This window comes from Pantoea sp. (assembly GCF_028283705.1).
Taxonomy (GTDB): domain Bacteria; phylum Pseudomonadota; class Gammaproteobacteria; order Enterobacterales; family Enterobacteriaceae; genus Pantoea.
Genome location: NZ_JAPWKD010000011.1, coordinates 195,975 through 215,407 on the forward strand (window position 1 = coordinate 195,975; position 19,433 = coordinate 215,407).

16 protein-coding genes are annotated in these 19,433 nt (G+C 54.2%); 14 read left to right on the forward strand and 2 right to left on the reverse strand.

The features are described from left to right. Window positions 1-4 precede the first annotated feature (4 nt). The 11 genes from PW844_RS08005 (at window position 5) to PW844_RS08055 (ending at window position 12,314) form a co-directional block, all read left to right on the forward strand. Complete coding sequence (locus PW844_RS08005; protein ID WP_299450101.1) at window positions 5-946, forward strand: ABC transporter permease; 942 nt, start codon at window positions 5-7, stop codon at window positions 944-946. Further along, on the forward strand, window positions 946-1,803 hold the full coding sequence (locus PW844_RS08010; RefSeq protein WP_299450104.1) for an ABC transporter permease: 858 nt from the start codon (window positions 946-948) through the stop codon (window positions 1,801-1,803). The genes PW844_RS08005 and PW844_RS08010 overlap by 1 nt, the downstream gene beginning before the upstream one ends. Then, the gene (locus PW844_RS08015; RefSeq protein WP_299450106.1) at window positions 1,800-3,410 is read left to right on the forward strand and encodes an ABC transporter ATP-binding protein; all 1,611 of its coding nucleotides are present in this window, start codon (window positions 1,800-1,802) and stop codon (window positions 3,408-3,410) included. Before PW844_RS08010 ends, PW844_RS08015 begins: the two co-directional genes overlap by 4 nt. Then, complete coding sequence (locus tag PW844_RS08020) at window positions 3,407-4,402, forward strand: putative FMN-dependent luciferase-like monooxygenase (protein WP_299450109.1); 996 nt, start codon at window positions 3,407-3,409, stop codon at window positions 4,400-4,402. Before PW844_RS08015 ends, PW844_RS08020 begins: the two co-directional genes overlap by 4 nt. Window positions 4,403-4,414: 12 nt before the next feature. Continuing rightward, entirely contained in the window at window positions 4,415-5,518 is a 1,104-nt protein-coding gene (locus PW844_RS08025) for an alkylhydroperoxidase domain protein (RefSeq protein ID WP_299450111.1), read from the forward strand. A gap of 2 nt (window positions 5,519-5,520) precedes the next feature. Next, a complete protein-coding gene (locus PW844_RS08030; RefSeq protein WP_299450114.1) occupies window positions 5,521-6,672 on the forward strand; it encodes an amidohydrolase in 1,152 nt (383 codons plus the stop codon). Window positions 6,673-6,695: 23 nt separating this feature from the next. Beyond that, window positions 6,696-7,544 carry a VOC family protein gene (locus PW844_RS08035; protein WP_299450117.1) on the forward strand — a complete coding sequence of 283 codons (849 nt, stop codon included), beginning with the start codon at window positions 6,696-6,698 and terminating at the stop codon, window positions 7,542-7,544. 115 nt (window positions 7,545-7,659) lie between these two features. Then, a complete protein-coding gene (locus PW844_RS08040) occupies window positions 7,660-8,175 on the forward strand; it encodes an SRPBCC domain-containing protein (protein ID WP_299451083.1) in 516 nt (171 codons plus the stop codon). A 338-nt stretch (window positions 8,176-8,513) separates the two neighbouring features. Continuing rightward, window positions 8,514-9,896 (forward strand): OmpA family protein, encoded by a 1,383-nt coding sequence (locus PW844_RS08045; RefSeq protein WP_299450119.1) that lies wholly within the window; start codon window positions 8,514-8,516, stop codon window positions 9,894-9,896. A 14-nt stretch (window positions 9,897-9,910) separates the two neighbouring features. Further along, a complete protein-coding gene (locus PW844_RS08050; RefSeq protein ID WP_299450122.1) occupies window positions 9,911-11,476 on the forward strand; it encodes a hypothetical protein in 1,566 nt (521 codons plus the stop codon). Between the two features lies 1 nt (window position 11,477). Then, the gene (locus PW844_RS08055) at window positions 11,478-12,314 is read left to right on the forward strand and encodes a hypothetical protein (RefSeq protein WP_299450124.1); all 837 of its coding nucleotides are present in this window, start codon (window positions 11,478-11,480) and stop codon (window positions 12,312-12,314) included. Window positions 12,315-12,357: 43 nt separating this feature from the next. On the opposite strand, the gene fhuE is transcribed toward PW844_RS08055, so the two are convergent. Further along, window positions 12,358-14,529 (reverse strand): ferric-rhodotorulic acid/ferric-coprogen receptor FhuE, encoded by a 2,172-nt coding sequence (gene fhuE, locus PW844_RS08060; RefSeq protein ID WP_299450127.1) that lies wholly within the window; start codon window positions 14,527-14,529, stop codon window positions 12,358-12,360. Between the two features lie 436 nt (window positions 14,530-14,965). Next, on the reverse strand, window positions 14,966-15,853 hold the full coding sequence (locus PW844_RS08065) for a LysR family transcriptional regulator (RefSeq protein WP_299450129.1): 888 nt from the start codon (window positions 15,851-15,853) through the stop codon (window positions 14,966-14,968). Between the two features lie 128 nt (window positions 15,854-15,981). Here PW844_RS08065 and PW844_RS08070 point away from each other — a divergent pair, with 128 nt between their 5' ends. From PW844_RS08070 to PW844_RS08080, 3 genes are all read left to right on the forward strand, one after another. Further along, window positions 15,982-17,112, forward strand: a complete 1,131-nt coding sequence (locus PW844_RS08070; RefSeq protein ID WP_299450132.1) for an L-dopachrome tautomerase-related protein — start codon at window positions 15,982-15,984, stop codon at window positions 17,110-17,112. Window positions 17,113-17,399: 287 nt separating this feature from the next. Further along, window positions 17,400-18,695, forward strand: coding sequence for a citrate:proton symporter (locus tag PW844_RS08075; RefSeq protein WP_299450134.1), 1,296 nt, complete (start codon window positions 17,400-17,402; stop codon window positions 18,693-18,695). 163 nt (window positions 18,696-18,858) lie between these two features. After that, entirely contained in the window at window positions 18,859-19,260 is a 402-nt protein-coding gene (locus tag PW844_RS08080) for an H-NS family nucleoid-associated regulatory protein (RefSeq protein WP_299450137.1), read from the forward strand. Window positions 19,261-19,433: the final 173 nt, after the last annotated feature.

Genomic DNA, 19,433 nt, shown 5'->3' on the forward strand with positions numbered 1-19,433 from the left:
GATAATGCAACATTCTCTGCTGCACAGATTGGGGCAAAGCCTGCTGGTATTGTGGGCGGCGTTCACCCTGTCATTTTTGCTGCTGCAGGTGCTGCCGGGTGACGCGATTCTGATTAAGTTTCAGAACCCGGACCTCGGCCTTAGCCCCACGCAAATTGCCGAGATGCGGCTGGCCTACGGTGCTGACAATCCAATCTGGCAGCAGTATGGGCATACCCTGTTTGCCATGCTGCGTGGCGATTTCGGTTACTCGGTGCAGGCGGGCGTTCCGGTCAGCGAACTGATCGCCAGCAATCTACCCGCCACGCTCAGCCTGGCGCTGCCGGGATTTTTACTGGCGGCGTTGCTGGCGTTTGCCCTGGCGGCGTTATCGCGGCTACCGGGTTTACGCCTGCTGCGCACATTTTTACAGTCCATTCCTGCGTTGTTTGTCTCATTGCCGACGTTCTGGCTTGGCATTGCGCTCATCCAGGTGTTCTCGTTCCAGCTGCGCTGGATTCCGGTTATCAATCCTTCGGCGTTGCAAGGGCTGATTCTGCCAGTGATCACGGTAGCGGTGCCCATCTCCGCACCACTGGCGCAGATCCTGCTGCGTAGCATTGATGACGTCTCCACCCAACCCTTCGTGGCGGTGGCGCGTGCCAAAGGCGCGAGTGAAAACCGGGTGTTATGGCGTCACGTATTGCGCAATGCACTGCTGCCTGTGCTGAACGTGGCCGGTTTACTGCTCGGCGAATTAATTGCCGGTGCGCTGATTACTGAAACGGTGTTTGGCCTGAGCGGGCTGGGACAGCTGACGCAACAGGCGGTCAACAATCAGGATGTCGCGGTACTTCAGGCGGTGGTGATGATCTCCGCGCTGGGGTTTGTGCTGATTAATTTGCTGGTCGATTTGTTGATGCCGTTGCTTGATCCCCGGCTACAACCGATCGCGGGAGGTCACTGATGAGTCTGGTGGATTACGCGGCGGGCCGTCTGAGTTCGCGCAGAAAACATCGCTGGCACGGCGTACAACTGCAACCCGGTCTGTGGCTGGCATGGGCGGTGATGATACTGGCGCTGCTGGCGGCTTTCGCACCCGGATTGTTTACCCACTTCAACCCCACGGAAGGCATTGCTGGTGCGCAGCGCCTGCCTCCACAGGCAACTTACTGGCTCGGTACCGACCAGCTGGGCCGCGATCTGTTCACCCGCATCGTTTATGGCGCGTCACAGTCGCTGGCAGCGGCATTTGCTGCGGTGGCGATGGGCCTGATTGTCGGCACGGCACTGGGCGTGATTGCCGGAGCGGTCGGGCGGCGCACGGAAACCTTACTGATGCGGCTGGTGGATGTACTGCTCTCCATCCCGTCCCTGCTGCTCTCGCTGAGCATCCTGATTTTGCTGGGTTTTGGCACGGTACACGCTGCGCTGGCAGTGGGAATTGCCTCCATTGCCAGCTTCGCAAGGCTGGCACGCGGTGAAGTGGTACGCGTGCGGCGTAGCGAGTTTGTCGAGGCCGCTTATGGCAGTGGCGGCAGTTTCTGGACCGTGCTATGGCGGCATATCCTGCCGAACTCGCTGACGGCAGTGATCGCCTTCGCGGCATTGCAATTTGGTCAGGCGATTCTGGCGCTTTCAACCCTGAGTTTTCTCGGTTATGGCACACCGCCACCGACCCCGGAATGGGGACTCCTGATTGCGGAAGGCCGTAACTACCTGGCGACCGCCTGGTGGCTGACGATCTTTCCCGGCATGGTGGTGGTGGCGGTGGTACTGGCAGCCAATCGTATTAACCAGCAACTGGCCGGAGGGAAGAAATGAACACGATCCTTGCAATTGAAAACCTCACCCTGAGCTATCGCCAGCAAGGCGAATGGCGTCCGGTGGTGCATAACGTCAGTTTTAGTCTGCAGGCGGGTGAAATGGTGGCGCTGGTGGGTGAATCGGGTTCTGGTAAAACCACCACCGCGCAGGCGATCATCGGCCTGCTGGCGGAAAATGGCCGCCGCGACAGTGGTCGCATTGTGCTGAACGGTACTGATATCAGCGGCTGGTCCGCCAAACGGCTGGACAGCCTGCGCGGCGTGCGTATCAGCCTGGTGCCGCAGGACCCAGGCAACTCACTCAATCCGGTGAAAACCATCGGTGAACAGGTGGGTGAAATGCTGCAACTGCACCTGCGTATCAGCCGTAAAGAACGTCAGCAGCGGGTGATTGAGCTACTGAGCCGCGTGGGTTTGAGCCACCCTGAGCAACGCGTGGATCAGTACCCGCATCAACTCTCCGGCGGGATGAAACAACGCGTCCTGATCGCCATCGCCCTCGCCCTGCGTCCGCAAATCATCATTGCTGATGAGCCAACCAGCGCGCTGGATGTCACGGTGCAGAAACGCATTCTCGATTTGCTCGATATCCTGCGGCGCGAATCCGGCACGGCGGTGTTATTTATCACCCACGATCTGGCGCTGGCGGCTGAACGTGCTGACCGGCTGCTGGTTTTTCGTCACGGCGAGATCCAGGAACAGGGCGATACTGCGCGGGTGATCAATGCCGCACAGCATCCCTACACCCGGCAGCTGTTGCAGGATGCGGCGCTGGATTCACTGGCTCTGCCGCCGCCCCCCGCGACAGCGCTTGCCACCCCGGCAATTCAGCTTTCCGCCATCAATAAACGTTTCCGGCTTGGGCGTCATCAGCAGTTTCAGGCTTTAAACGCCGTCAGCATCAGCGTGCCGCGCGGCACCACCCATGCACTGGTTGGTGAATCAGGATCGGGCAAAACCACGCTGGCGCGCATTCTGCTGGGCTTTGAGCAGGCCGACAGTGGCCGTGTGGTGATTGACGGTATTGATGCCCACGATCTGAGTAACGAAGCGCGGCGTCAGCTGCGGCGCAAAATTCAGTTCGTGTATCAGAACCCCTATGCTTCGCTTGATCCACGTCAGACGTTGTTTGCCATCATCGAAGAACCGCTGCGCAATTTTGCCCGCCTGACAGCGGAACAACGTCGTCAGCGCGTTACTGCCGTCACACAGCGGGTGGCGTTGCCGCTTGAGCTGCTGACGCGTAAAGCGCGCGAGTTGTCCGGCGGTCAGCGTCAGCGCGTGGCGATTGCCAGGGCGTTAATTGTTGAACCGGCGATTCTGGTGCTGGATGAGGCCACCTCGGCACTGGATGTCACCGTGCAGGCGCAAATTCTGCAACTGCTGCAACAGTTGCAGCACGACCTCGGCCTGACCTATCTGTTTATTACTCACGATCTCGCCACCGTACGGCGACTGGCGCATAGCGTCACGGTGTTACGCGCCGGGGAAGTGGTGGAACAGAGTGACGTTGTCACGCTATTTGCTGCCCCCCGCCATCCCTACACCCGGTCATTAATTGAGGCGATTCCCGCTTTCCGTCCGCTGATTAAGGAGTCTGCATGACGCGTAAACGCATTGGTTTTTTTACCCGCCTGCTCGATGAAGGTAGCGCACAGCTGCGTTACCGGCTGGCAACCGAGCAGATCCAGCACGCGGAACGACTTGGCTTTGATAGTGCGTGGATTGCGCAGCACCATTTTCACGAACATGAAGGTGGCCTGCCATCACCGCTGGTGTTTCTCGCGCATATCGCGGCGCATACCCGCACCATTCGCCTCGGCACCGGTATTATCACCCTGGCACTGGAAAATGCGCTGCGTGTCGCTGAAGACGCCGCAGTGCTGGATTTGCTCAGCAACGGACGCCTTGAGGTCGGTTTTGGTTCCGGCGGCACCGCCACCTCCTTCCTGCCGTTTGGCCTGACGATCGAGCAACGCGCGCCCTTCTTTGCGGAACAACTGCATAGCGTACTGAGCGCCTGGCGTGGCGATACCCTGGCGCATCCGGATAACCATCTTTATCCCGCCGCACCGACGTTATCGCAACGCGTCTGGATCGCCACGTTTTCCGTCGAAGGTGCTGCACGCGCCGGTCAGGCGGGCCACGGCCTGATGTTATCCCGCACCCAGCCACGGCCTGCCGGACAAGCGGACTTACCACTGGATGCGCTACAGAACCCGATGATCGACGCCTATCTGGCTGCGCTGCCAGAAGGAATTGCGCCGCGAATTCTCGCCTCACGCACCGCCTTCGTCGCAGACTCCACCCACCATGCGCGTCGCCTGGCCGAACCGGGTCTGCAACGTCAGGCTGACCAGTTCCAGGCTAGCGGACATAGCATCCTGGGTGCGTCACTGGATGATCATATCCGCCAGTTTGACGCCCATCTCGGCGATCCTGACGCGGTGCTGGCCTCTCTGGCGCAGGATAGCGTGCTGGCACGCGCCACCGATATCACCTTCCAGGTGCATTCGATTGATCCTCCCCATGCCGATATTTTGCGTTCGATTGAACTGATTGCCGACCACATCGCGCCACCGCTGCGCAACGCATAACAGGAGAAATTCATGCCTCAACTCGATGATTTGCTGGCAGCGCTGGCCGATATTGATCCCACCTCAGAGCTGGCGCTGGCACGCACCCAACGCGATGCTGCCACCCGTCACACCCAGGGCAGCTATGAAGTCTTGTTTAGTCAGCATGATGACGATTTTCCGTTACCGGAACGCTTCGCGCTGGCTGCCCAGGTCGCCGCCTGGCATGGCGAAGTGGCTTTACAGGCGCACTACCAACAGCAGGTACAGGATGTGCAACACAGCGCACGCGAAGAGGCGGGACGCGCTTTCGCCGAGCGGCTGAGTTTCCATCCGGTAGAAGCAACACCGCAGCACATTGCCAATCTGCAAAGCGCGGGCTGGACAGCGCGCGGCATTGTCACACTGGCGCAGCTGATTGCGTTCGTCAGCTTCCAGAGCCGTCTGCTGGCCGGTTTCCGCCTGCTCAAGGGCGATGACTTAAACACACAGCAGCACGCCGTAGCCGGAAAATGGCATAGCGCGCCACTGACCTTTAGCGGCAAGAGCGCCCTCACCGCCTTTACCCAGCAGGAACTGGGATGGGAACCCTGGCTGGCCGCCAAACCGCTTGAGGAATTCGACAACGAGGAAAAAGCCACGCTGGCGCGTTTTGGTCATAGTGACTCTGACTATTTCCGCCTGCTGGGACGCAACCTGCCGCTGCTGGAACAGCGTACCCTGACCGATAAAGGCATCTTTTATACCGCAGGTGGCTTGCCGCGCGCCGAGCGTGAACTGGCGGCCACGGTGGTCAGTAAGGTGAATGGCTGCATCTATTGCGCCTCAGTCCATGCGCGTAAAGCCAGTCAGCTAACGAAACAGGAGGCTGCGGTGCAAAAGTTGCTCAATGTGGTACCCGGTGCGGAACTGTCGCACGGACAGTCACCGCGCTGGCAGGCGCTTATCGATTTCAGCGCCGCGTTATCCGTCACCCCGGCCAGTGCCAGCCAGGAACAGTTGCAGGCACTACGCGCTCACGGGCTGGATACCTTGCAGCTGCTGGATCTGGTTCAGTCCACCGCCTTCTTTGCCTGGGCCAACCGCCTGATGCTGACGCTGGGCGAACCCTTCCTGCCTGACGACGCCAAAGGATAACTATGACAACCCTCTCTACCGAACAACTTATCCACTGGCGACGTGAACTGCATCAGCACCCTGAACTGTCTAATCAGGAACACGCCACCACCGCCCGCATCACCCGCTGGTTGCAACAGGCTCATATCCGTTTGTTACCGCTGGCACTGGAAACCGGAGTGGTGGCGGAGATTGGTCAGGGCGATACGGTGATTGCCCTGCGCGCCGATATTGATGCCTTGCCGATTGAAGAACTCACCGATCGTCCGTGGCAGTCACAGCAAAAAGGCGTGATGCATGCCTGCGGTCATGATCTGCACAGCAGCGTGATGCTCGGCGTGGCGCATCAGCTCAAACGGATTGAAGCGCAGTTGCCCGGCCGGGTGCGAATTCTGTTTCAACCCGCCGAGGAAACCTTTAATGGCGCACAGCAGCTGATTGATGCCGGGGCATTGCAAAATGTGCAGGCCATTTTTGGTTTGCACAATGCACCGGATTTGCCGGTGGGTACGCTGCGCACGCGCGGCGGTGCCTTCTATGCCAACGTTGATCGTTTTCAGATACACATTCACGGTAAAGGTGCGCATGCGGCGCGACCTCACGAAGGTGTTGATGCGATTGTCATCGCCAGCCATATCGTCACCGCGCTGCAAAACCTGCCTGCTCGCGTGTTTAGCGCGCTGGAATCGGTGGTGGTCAGCGTGACGCGATTCACTGCTGGGAATAGCTGGAATGTCCTGCCACATCAGGTGGAGCTGGAAGGTACGGTACGTACCCATAACGCGCAGATTCGTGAACAGGTAGTGCATAAAATACGCAATTTGATCGCGGGTATCGCGGCCGGGTTTAATGGCGAAGCTGAGCTACTGTGGCAGCCAGGCCCGCCTTCGCTGGTGAATACGCCCGCCTGGGCCGACTTCGCGCTGCGTGTGGCTCAGCAGCAGGGATACCAGACGGAAGTGGCAATCCCACAGATGGGCGGTGAGGACTTTGCGTTTTATCTGCACCATGTGCCCGGCACCTTTGTCAGTATCGGCAGTGCCAGCACACAGGGTCTGCATCATCCGGCATTCGACCCGGATGAAGCGATGCTTGCACCCGCAGTGGCGTACTTTGCCGCTCTCGCACAACAGGCGCTGGCTGAGGTGCAGCAAGCTCAGGAACTGGCCTCGTGACCGTACGAACAAGGAGAAAACCAATGGCGATTATCGCTCCACTGCCGCAACTGGATCATGTGGTGATCAATGTGGCCGATCGACTGGATGAAGCGCGTACGCTGTATCAGAGGTTGGGCTTTCAACTCACCGACCGCGGCCACCATTCGCTTGGCTCCAGCAATCACCTGGCGGTTTTTGACGAAAATTATCTGGAGCTGCTGGGTTATGAACCGCAACGCGGAAACCTGCGCCAGGATTTGTGGCAGTCCCCACTGGGCTTAAGCGGGCTGGTGTGGAAAAGTGACGATGCTGACGCGGTGTGGCGGTACCTGGAAAGCCAGGATATCGATGGCGAACCACCGGCCAGTTTTTATCGTCCGGTTACCCTGCCCGATGGATCACCACAACAGGCGCGCTTTCGCACCGTGCGTTTACGCCCGGCGCTGGTGCCGAATGGTCGCAGTTTCTTCTGCCAGCATGAGACGCCACAGGCGGTGTGGCAAGCGGCCTGGCAACAACATCCCAATGGCGTCGGCAATATCGTGGAGTTTGTGGTGGTGGCGCAGGATCCGGCAGCCGCCGCGCTGGTGTACAGCCGCTTATTCGGTGCCGGAAGGTTACTGGCCTGTCAGGAAGGTGCTTTCGTGTTAAAAGCCGGGGCTGCGACGGTACGTTTCGCGGCAGCCGACTATGTGCTGCAACGCTTTAATAGCCTGCCAGCAGATTATGACGGCAGCGCGCGCATGGCAGCATTGAGCCTGCAAACCCACGACCTTAGCAAAGTAAAAGCCAGCTTGCTGCTGGGTGATGTGCCGTTTAGCGAGACGGAACACGCAGTGATTGTAGCGGCAGAGCAGGCATTGGGTGTGGCGTTACGTTTTCAGCAGTAACTCATTCCTGAAATAAAAATTCCTGATATCTCATATCATGACTATCCATTTCACTTATATGAGAAATTCGCCCATGCTTGTTACATCAAATCAATACGAGGTGACGAACATGAAAATGAATGCAATTGTATGGCCGAAAGGCTTTGTACCGGGTTTTACCGATAATTACTGTTCGAATGAAGTAATTGTCGCGGGTCTGACTGCGGCAGAAATCTGGCCATTGCTGGTAACGCCGTCGCTGTGGCCGACTTATTACAAAAACTCGGCCAATGCACGCTTCTACGACAACAAAGGCCCGGTGCTGGCACAGGATGACCGTTTCTACTTTGAGACCTTTGGTTTCCCGGTTGAGTCGCGTGTAACAGAGTACGTTGCACCCTCTGCTGGTGAGGCAGGTCGTGTTGCCTGGCATGGCTGGGCAGGCGAGGAAGGTGCCGATGATCGCCTTGACGTGCTGCATGCCTGGCTGGTGGAAGATCTGTCGGACAACCGCGTGCGCATTCTGACCCAGGAAACGCAGAACGGTAACCCGGCGAAAGAGCTGGCAAAAGCGCAGCCGAACCCGATGATTAATGGTCATCAGGAGTGGCTGGATGGTCTGGTGGCGGCAGCCAGAGCAAAAAAAGCGTAATCAAGTAAAAGCCAGTCAGTTTCATCTGACTGGTATAAATTATTGCCGGCAACAGATAGCCTGCCAAAAAAACAGAATTACTTATCTAAAATCCCTCATCACGTCAGCAACCCTCCTCCCTTCATCCTTTATCACGTTGAATTAAGTATATTTTAGTAAAAAACTAAAGTTGGAGATTTTACGGACGATAACAACAGGTGAATTTTTTTTATTGATTTGGGGCTCACTCAAACCACGTACTGATGTTTTTTAATCAAGGAACAGATGTGAATTCACCCTTTGTTAAGAAGGCTGCATCCGTGTTGGTCGCAGCTTCTCTCACCAGCAGTTGCTCATCCATGCATGATTTCGCCCGTGATTACGGCACAGCAGCCGGTTGTATAGGCGGTGCCGCATTAGGCGGTGGCATAACCTATCTCGTTACCCATGACGCTAAAAAAGCGCTGGTCGGTGGACTGGCAGGCGGGATAGCGGGATGCGCGGTGGGTAACGTCTGGCAGAGTCGCGAACAGGCGCTGGAAAAAATCGCCCAGGAAGAAAAAATCCGTATTAGTACTGAGGCTTTGAAGGCACAGGAAAATAGCAAACAGGATCAGGTGGGGTTCGTCGCTCAGGTTGAGGATGGTTCCATGTTTAACAGTGGAAGCGCTGACCTCACCAGCGCTGGACTGCGCCAGGTACAGAAAATTGCTGCCGTGATGAAAAGTGGTCAGCAGGATGACAAGGGTGTGCTATTAGTCGTGGGGCATACAGATGCTACCGGCAGCCCGGCGTATAATCAGCAACTTTCCGAAGCCCGGGCTCATAATGTGGGGCTGGTACTCGAACAAAGCGGTATCAGGGCCAGTCAGCTCTATTTCCAGGGCGTAGGTTCTTCCCGCCCATTGGCCGATAACGACTCAGCCAGCGGGCGAGCGCAGAATCGCCGGGTTGAAATGGTGGCACTGGCCAATGAAGGTCTGCTACGCCAGCGTCTGGCCCTGGAGGATAACAACCCACGTTATTTGCGTTACAGTTCAGCCGCAGAAAGCACAGCGGCTCGCCCGACACCACCGAAAAAGTCTCTGGCTGCCACCAGAAAGCCGCAGATTGCCTCGACGCAAGTGATAGCAACGCCAATGGCAAGTTCCGTTGTGACCAATCCAGCCAACTTTATCGACTTTGGTGGTTCACCGGCATCGACACATTCGACAGGACTCGCCAGTAATCTGAAGCCGTTGTCTCAGGGCTTTAGCCTGATCAGCCAGGCACAGGCCAGCAGTGTCGCGGGGAGTTGTCTGACCGACCTGCCACGCGTCAGTGGAATGGCGAAAAATCTCGCCAGTGGCCAGCCGGTTGAGAAACACGAAACGCAGGCATTCCTGCCGAATATGAATGGCCGGGCCTGGGCCGGATTAGTTAATGGTAACCTCGTCACCCTCACTCCAGTTTCAGTGCTGAAAGACGGGGCAAAAGTGACCAAAAATCCGCAGATAATCATCACGCCTGGCTACGCACAAGGGAAACGCACCTCACTGACAGCCATGTCCGGCATCGCGAATAGCTGGGAAGGTGAGGACAGCATTCTTTACCGTGTCTACATCGAAAACGCCCAACAACAACCCGTTTCCTGTCTTGACCTGTTGTTACCGAAATCCGGTCATCCGGCCCAGCAAGGCCAATTGTTCTACAGCAACCACCGCCAGCCCTGGCTGGCTGAATATGCTCCTCAGCGTGGATAACGGAAAATTATCGAATGGAAATTTTAAATACCTTATTTCAGACTATCGCGACGTATCGCTATATTTTTTGGCCACTTTTCGCTCTGCTGGCATTAACGATCACGGCAATTAAATGGTGGGAACAGGTACGCTACTTTTTCCTTAACCTGTTTTGTTCATTACCGGTGATTGGGACTATCAGCCGTCTCGCTCGCAGCCATGAATCACGCCGCCCTGGCACGGGCAAATTAATCTGGCATCCGGCAGAAGAAGCACTGTGTGGTAAATTTTATCAGTTTCACAGTATTTCAAACCGTGACGCCGATTTTTATCTCCGCTGCGTCAATTATCTCAATAAAGTCGATGAGCGCGGACGTAAACCCACCAGCGTGGTGCTGTGGCTGTGCAGTATCGCCCTGGTAATCCTTGAAGCGTTCATCTTCGCACTGGTCCTGTCACCTTTCATTGCTAACAATATTTCAGCAAACCAGGCTGAATTGTCCGCTATTGTGGTTTCAGTGTTGATTGGCGTGATCCTCGTCCCCGCGACACATCTGATGGGGACACAACTGCACAAAAATACGCTGCTGAAAAAAATCCGCTACTGGCATAAAGAAGCGCATCTTGAAGGCAATGCTCAGGCGCTGAAGAAAGATCCAGAAGTTTCTCTGGAGAACACCCGCATCGATGATGATGCCCCCAGCTATCTGCAAATGCTTAACCGCGTTCAACACGGTATCGGCGCGAAACCTCAGTATGTTCAAACCGTTGTCACCCTGCTGCTGATTATCACCTTTGCGATTGGTGCCTATTTTATTCGCGCTGCCACCATCAACGCTGCTGAAACTCAGGCAGTGAATGGCACGCCTTTTAGCCAGACCAGCGCTGTCAGTACCAGCTCGCCATTTGAACTGCCACAACAGGCCATTGAAGATAATCAGCAAGCCGATCAGCAGGCAGCAAAGGAAGTGACTGACAATCGCGTCTTTGCTTCAAAACTGACGTTTATTATCCTTTCGGTGATCTTTATTGGAGTGCAGCTTATTGGCATTCTGATTGGCTATTATCGCTCACTGGTGGGTATCGAATCCCGGCATGCTGCGAAATACGTCGGTAACTTCAGTGGCTCAGAAGAGTTCGCAGCATGGTATGCCATGCGTCGTGAGCGTGTCGAACGTGATGCCCAGGATAAACTGGCCAGTTTGCAAAATCGTATGGCCATGCAGCGAGCCAGCAGTGCCAGTAACGCCAGAAATGACGTTCGCACCTTTGATGAATATGTTCGTGGTAAACAACGCGACAAAATCGAGGCCGATGAGCATGCTGCATCGCGTCAGTCTTATGTTCCTTCTGCTCATGTTCGCGAGATGCATAAGCCAGAACCGGTATTAGTGGTTGAACCTGCACCCGCGGCCCTCACCCCGGTGGCTCTTGAGCCAAACAGCGCAGATGATAAAGCCCGCATTGCGGAGCTGGGTGATTTAACCGTACTTAACGATGAGGAACTCCTGCTGGTTGCTGAAGACGCTGGTCTGCCTTTTGAGGCTTTGCAGCACCGTCGCAAAGTTCAGCTGGTGTTGCATAAAGCCAGAGGTGGGTAAGGTGAGGCTTATCACAGCATGTCTGTTGCTGCTGGCCGGGGCAAGCGCCCTGGCTCAGGCAGCCGAACGCAATGATATTCCCGGCTGTTATGATTTCACGAAATTAACCCAATACCGCCCAGCCAGTAGTGGTCGTGAATTGGTGGTGATTATCGATCAGACGGTAAAAGTCCCTCTGGAGATCAAGAACGCCAGCTGGCAGCAAATTCTGCGTTTTAGCCAACCTGGCGATCGCGTGGTGCTGTATCAGTTCTCTGCATTGCTGCAAAATAATTTTATGCAGCGATTGTTTGATGGTCGCCTCGAGCCGCTGCTGGTGGATAAGAAAATCCGCGACAATCTGGGCATGGAAAGTCTGAAGCATCTCGACCAATGCCTGGTGGAACAAAAAAGTTTCTTTGCTAAAACCGTTGGCACGTTAATGGCGAAGAGTTTCGCCGAGAAAGGGGACAACATCGCAAAAAGCGAAATCCTCGACAGTCTTAAACGTATAAGCAGCGATCTGCAACAGGATTCGGTTCAATCACGAACGGTGTTCCTGATCTCGGACATGCTGGAAAACAGTGCATTCGATAGCTTTTATCGCAATAACGCGTTGCGTTTACTGTCACCCGAAAAAGAACTGGAACAGGTCAAAAGTCAAAACCTGTTGACCGATTTTTCCGGGGCAAAGGTTTTTGTCGCTGGAGCAGGTTTGATTGATACCGATGCGAAGAATAACTATCGTTCAGGAAAAGTTTTGCAGCAGTTAGAAGCGTTCTGGCGTGATTACTTCACTGCCTCAAACGCTGTGCTGGTCAGTTTTGGTGCTCCAGCATTAAATGTTGATCTCCAGTAAAAACAGAGGGGATGCCAAAACATCCCCTCCTTTTTTCACATCATCAGAAACGATAGTTTGCTGAGATGGAGACGTTACGCGGCGCACCGTACACCGTGTTTCTGCCCACATCAATGTTGTAGGTTTTGTCGAACAGGTTGTTCAGGTTCGCCTGGATTGACAGCTGTTTATTCACGCGATAGCGCGTAAACAGGTCAACCAACGCATAGCTGCCCTGATCGGCATACAGCGTGCTGGTGCCATCCGGACCGGCTACATGATCCCAGGTATGGGTCTGCCAGTTAACACCGCCACCTACCGTCAGATCCTGCAGCATCGGCAAGCGATAGCTGGTGAAGAACTTCAGTGAAGTACGCGGCTGAGTTGGATTCAGCGCTTCACCCTCACCGTCCTTCGCTACATAGCGGGTCGCGCCGAAGGTCATTTGCAGGTTATCCGTCACTGCTCCATTGATTTCAAATTCAATACCCTTGCTGACCGTGCCGTTCTGCTCATAGTAGGCATAATCCGTACCACCATTAACCAGCGCGTAATCCGTTGCTCCCAGGTGATCCTGCTCGATACGGAAAACGGCCACTGAGGCGGTCAGTCGGCTATTCAGCCAGTCCCCCTTAATCCCGGTTTCATAACTTTTACCCGTGACCGGCGAAAGGTAAGCACCATTCACATCGCGGTAGGTCTGTGGTTTGAAAATTGAGGTGTAGCTGGCGTAGGCGGAATACGTATCGTTGATGTCATACACCAGGCCCGCGTAAGGCGTGATGTTGTTCTTTTCCATATTCTGCGTCAGCGTATCGGCGGTGTACTTCGTATAACGCGCACCGAGGATCAGATGCAGCGGATCGGCCAGCGAAATGCGCGTTGCCAGATAAGCTGACTTCTGATTGATAGTATTGTCCTGCGACAGCGACTGAGGGTCCCAGTCTGGCTCCGGGTAATTACCCCACTCATTAAAATCACCCACATCGGCTGAAGTGAAGCTGGTTGATGAACTGAAATAACGATCATTCTGGCGAATCCAGGTCACGCCAGCCATCATTTCATGCTGACGACCAAACAGTTCATACGGCCCGCTGACGTAAGCATCAACAGAATTTTCCTTGCGCTTCGCGGTGTTATAACCGGTGCCGCCGAGCAGGTCATAACCCGCATAAGGCCCAATACCGATACCAGTAGTTTTATCAAAGTAACCATCGATATACAGCAGCTTACTGTCCATGGTGGCTTCGGTATGCGTGCCACTCAGGGTGAACTGCCAGCCGTTGTTAAATTCCTGCTTCAGGCTGGCAAAGACGGATTTCGAGTCGCTATTGTTGTACGCCCAGTCAGGTGCCAGGTTGGTGCTGCGGGAATAATTGGTTTTACTGCCATCAAGATAGAATGTGGGCAGGCCACCCCAGGTCGCGCCCGAGATGTTGGTTTCCTGATAATCGTATCCCACGGACAGCGTAGTGGAATCGGTCAGATCGGCATCAACCACGCCATACAGGAATTTCTTCTGGGTATGGTAACGATCCAGCCAGCTGTCGCCATCCTGATAACCGGCCACTACTCGCCCACGCACATTGCCCGACTCAGTCAGCGGTGCGGAGAGATCGGCAACATAACGCTGATTATCCCAGCTACCATAGCTGGCTGAGACATCGGCTTTAAATTCTTTGCTGTCGGCACGTTTACGGACCATATTCACCGACGCCGCCGGACTACCTGCGCCGGTCATTAAGCCGGTGGCACCACGCACCACTTCGACCCGGTCATAAATGGCCGTATCAGACAGGGTGTCGCCAATATTCCACTGGGAATCAATCAACACCGGGACGCCATCGACCTGATAGTTATCGATCATAAAACCGCGTGAGTAGAAATTGCTGCGGTTAGCGCCGGAATTAAATTCGCTGATACCGGTGGTATTTTTTAAAACATCATTCAGCGTTTCCAGCTGTTGATCCTGCATACGCTGTTTGCTGATGACGCTGATGGACTGAGGCGTATCACGCGCAGTCAGGGCCATTTTGGTAGCCGCACGCGTGACCGGGACATTGTAATCGCTGGCGGCCTGCTGCTGCTGATCGTCGGTGCTGGCGTTTACCGTCAGTGTTTGTTCCTTGCTATCGGCTTCAGCCGCATGAGCAATTCCTGATGCAATCAATAACGCCAGCACAGAAAGGCGCAACGCTGGTTGCGATCCCCTGACCCGCTTAACTTCGAAAGACATAATATTCCTCAATCAACTTATTTTTATTTAGATGACGACACACCCGCTGTACGTCTGCTGGCATCCCGCCGCAAAAGGAGTTGAAGAATAAATGTCAGGTAAGAGGAAGCGCCTGACTGTGCCGTCCGGGCACTCACAGCGCGACAGTAAACATGTCGTTAAGAAAGCAAATGAGAAATATACGCATTAAGATTTCTATTGCAAGAAATTGTTACTCTGCGACCAAAAGTTTCCTGCGGGAAATTCGCTTATTCTTCAATGAGTAATAATACGAAAGAGTTGAGAAAGGTAATTATCACAACAGTAAAACGGTGCGCATTCATGCCGACCAGGCCAATAACAGCACGGATCCGTTGCGACGCGATTTATCGCGCGGGTGTATTCCGGCGATGCTGCCAAAGACGCGCAATAAATTGCGCCGCTACGTGACGTGCTGTTACCAGTGCCAGCGTTTTTCCGCTAACTCAACCAATAAACGCGATGCCGGGGACAACTCACTTAATGATCGGAACTGCCAGCCAAAAGTACGGGGCATGATGACCAGAGGTAACGGGATCTCCACCAGCATGGCGTCATCGCCCTCGCCTTTTAGCAAGCGGCGCGAGAGAAAACTCAGGAGCTGCGTACTGGCAATGACCTCACGCAATGGCGACAGGGTATTACTTTCCATTTGTACCCGTGGTGGCGCATACCCCCCGCTCCGCAGACGGTGCTCCAGCCACTGGCGCGTGGCAACATTCGACGATGGCAATAGCCAGCTGTATTGATCCAGTTGCTCCGGCGTGGGGTGTATATTCGCCAGCGGATGACGACGGCTGGCAGCGATTACCACCGGATCATCAATGAGCGGGCGGGTGACGAACTCACTGTTACCGTCCGGCAAAAAACCGAGGATCAGATCGATCTTGTTTTCACGCAGCAGTTTCTGTAACAGGTCGTTCATCCCTACCGTCACTTCAAGCCGGGCTGTCGGTGCCTTGTGCAGCAAATCACGGGTCAACATAGGCAGCATAAACTCCGCTGCCGTAGCGGCCACGCCGAGCCGAATCACCCCTGCGGTACCGGCCCCCAGCGCCTGCAAATCCTGGCGTGTCACCTGCATCATATGCACCACTTTTTGAGCACGTTCACAAAGTAGCAGTCCCGCTTCCGTCAGTTGCATCCCCCGCCCGACCTTTAAAATCAGCCGTGTGGCATAGAACTTTTCCAGCCGCTGGAGACATTTGGTTAGCGCTGGCTGGGTGATACCAAGGGATTGTGCCGCTTTGCCGAGGTGTCCGGTTTCCTTCACCGCCAGCAAATAATGCAGGTCTTTTAGCTCCATTCATTCCCACCAGGAATTAATTGATAAAAATCAGAGAATATAATTTATCACTGCGGCCTGCCAGGATGAACAGACATTAACAACAGAGCAACAAATAACCTGCAATGTTAAGTAAAAGGGAGAGAAGGATGAAGCATTCACTCAAGGCGCTGGTAGCCGCGCTGACATTAACCGCCGCCGGACAGGTGCTGGCGCAGGACACGTTGCCGGCAAAATTGCCGACGCAACAGGACAGCCGCCTGCAACAGGTTACTACCTCGCCTCGCGTGTGGAATGGCATCACCGTGAGCCATGATGGCCGCATTTTCGCCTCACTGACCCAATCAGAAGGCAGCGGTTTGCAACTGGCTGAAGTGGTGAACGGTCAGCTTAAGGCTTATCCCGACGAAAGCTGGAATCAGTGGCAAAGCCAGGATCCGGAACACCATTTTTACCATGTGAATGCACTGCGGATTGGCCCGGATGGCGACCTCTGGGTAATGGATGCCGGTAATAAGGGCATTGGCACGGGCGATCAGGCGGTACCGGGTGCCGCCAAGCTGGTGCGCATCAACCTGCAAAGCGGCAAAGTGGTGGGCAGCTATGTGTTTAAAGCCCCCACCCTGAAGGCTACCAGCTACCTGGACGATGTGCGTTTCAACGGGGATTTCGCCTATCTGACCGACCCCGGAGCGGTAGGTCTGGTGGTGTTAAATATGAAAAGCGGCAAAAGCTGGCGTGTTCTGGACGACCATCCACTCTCCATCGATCATCAGCCAATTTATGCCGACGGCAAGAAATTGTACCTGCGCGACGGTCGTGAAAAACGTGTTGGCCTCGATCAGCTGGAAGTCTCACCGGACGGTAAATGGTTATACTACCAGGCCATTCCCGGCCCACTGGCTCGCATTGAGACGCGTTATCTGAACGATGAGAAACTTTCAGCAGCCGAGGTAGCGAAACATGCTCATAAAGTCCGTGACACCTGGAGCACAGGCGGCACGGCGATTGATGCTGAAGGTAATATTTATGCTTCGGACATCAATACCCGCAGCATAAAACGTATTGCGCCTGATGGCACGGTCACGACCGTGATTCAGGATCCGCGCCTAGTATGGATTGATGCGATGTGGATCTCCCAAGGTGCGTTGTGGATGCCATCGGCACAAATCAACCGTACGCCTGCCACTACCGGCGGTAAACCTTCTACCGTGGAATACCCGGTAAAACTTTATCGTCTGCCTTTACCGATTGTGCCTTCGCCGCGCGATCACGGATAAAAAGAATCGCCCGACTTCACGCGTCGGGCGGTTTTATTTATCACAGGAATCATTAAGGAGCGGAAATAACACCAGGATAAATCATCACCTTAAGACAATTTATTTTTATTAAAAATAAGAAGTTGCACACATTTTTTACCCGCAATACATCTTGTTATGTCTGGAACACTCTTCAGATAATAGCGTATGACTGTCGAGGGCAAAGAAGGCACTTCTGCACATTAAATAATCATTTTGCTGTTTTTTATTTATACCCGAATATTTTCCTCTGAACAGGATACCTCGCCATGCTGCTAATTCTCAGTGTGCTTATGATCGGCTGTTTCATCGCCTTATTAATGAGCAAAAAACTCTCTGCCCTGACGGCATTGATTATTATCCCAACACTTTTCGCGCTATTTTCCGGGCATGGTGCGGAAATGGGCAGTATGGTGATTAAAGGATTGCGAACCGTCGCACCTACCGGGGTGATGTTGATTTTCGCCATGCTTTATTTTATGAGCGTAACCGATGCTGGGATGTTTGATCCGATAATTAAACGCATTGTCTCTGCTGTCGATGGTGACCCGGTGAAAATATTTATCGGCACGGCCCTGCTGGGGTTTATTGTGGCGCTGGATGGCGATGGCGCAACGGTATATATGATTGTCCTGTCAGCATTTATGCCGATATATGAACGCGTTGGTTTATCTAAATTGAGCGTTGCCTGCCTGTTATTGCAATGTACCGGGCTGGGTAATATGTTTCCCTGGGGTGGCCCCACCGCCCGTGCTGCTACGGCAGTCCATGCCGATGTCGCCACCTTATTTGTGCCCATGTTGTTACCGCTGCTGGCCTGCGTGGTGTGGACCTTCGTGATGGCGTGGCTGCTGGGCCGCAGTGAGCGCAAGCGAATAGGTTTTGATGGCGGGTCATCGGCGACGATTAGCGGCCTGCAGTTTGAAGAAAAACCCTGTGTAGCCTGGCGCTTCTGGTTTAACTGGGCGCTGACCATTGCGCTGATGACGCTGCTGGTGCTGGATGTGGTGCCAATGGCGTACCTGTTTATGCTGGCAACGGCTTTCATGTTTGTCGTTAACTACCCACAACTCAGCCAGCAACAGGAGCAGATGGCACGCCATGCGCCAGCCATCCTCGCCGTGGCCGGTTTAATCTTCGCCGCTGCGGTGTTTACCGGGATCTTCTCCGAAACCGGCATGGCAGATAGCCTGGCAACCGCGATTGTGAATGTAATTCCCCCGGCGCTCGGTCCTTATCTGGCCGTAATTACTGCGGTGATCAGTATTCCGGTGACCTGGATGGTCTCCAACGATGTGTTTTATTTCGGCATGCTGCCGGTGCTGGTTCAGGCAGCTGGACATTATGGTATCGAACCGATTGAAATGGCGCGCGCCGCGCTAGTGGGCCAGCCAGTACATATTCTCAGCCCGCTGGTGGCCTCAACTTATTTACTGATTGGTATGCTGAAGCTGGATTATGCCCAGGCGCAACGTTTCACTCTGCGCTGGTCATTTATTACCTGTCTGGTATTACTGCTGGTTGCACTGATTACCGGATGTTTCCCTTTTTATCGTGATGCTTAAATAACCCCCCATGTAGCCCAACGAGATATCAGGTTGTAATTTCATTGCCTGCTGTCTCGTTATTTTCAAGACAATTCTGCATACACGACAATATTTTCTTTTGTGTCATTTTCCCGTAGAATGTCCTTTTTTGCATGTGTAAGACAATAATCAAGGGTTTTTTATGAGCGATGCACTGAAGGCATTGAACAATCTTCGCACACTGCGTGCACAGGCACGAGATGTTGAGGTTGAGGTTTTAAACGAAATGCTGGAAAAGCTCAGCGCGATAATCGCCGAACGTCGTGATGAAGCGGCTGCGGAAAATGCCGCGCTGCGTGAGAAAGAAGAGAAGCTGGCGCTGTATAAAGAGATGCTGCTTAACGACGGTATCGATATTTCTGAACTGGCGCAATTAACCCAGGGCGAAAGCAAACCTAAAGCGAAACGCGCACCACGTCCGGCCAAATATAAATTCACTGATGAAAATGGTGAAGAAAAATTCTGGACGGGTCAGGGTCGTACGCCATCGCCAATCAAAAGCGTCATTGACGCTGGCGGTTCGCTGGATGATTTTCTGATTTAACAGTAAAGGAGAGTGTCCGTGGCACTCTCCTTTATTAGTATTACCCGTTCCCTGTTGCAACCTTTTTGCTGGCATTACCATCAAGCGGATAGCTGTTCGACACCTTCAGCAACATCAGCATCAGTCACTGCCTTATTTTAATGGGTTACTGACTCAATACGTCCATCGGTTGT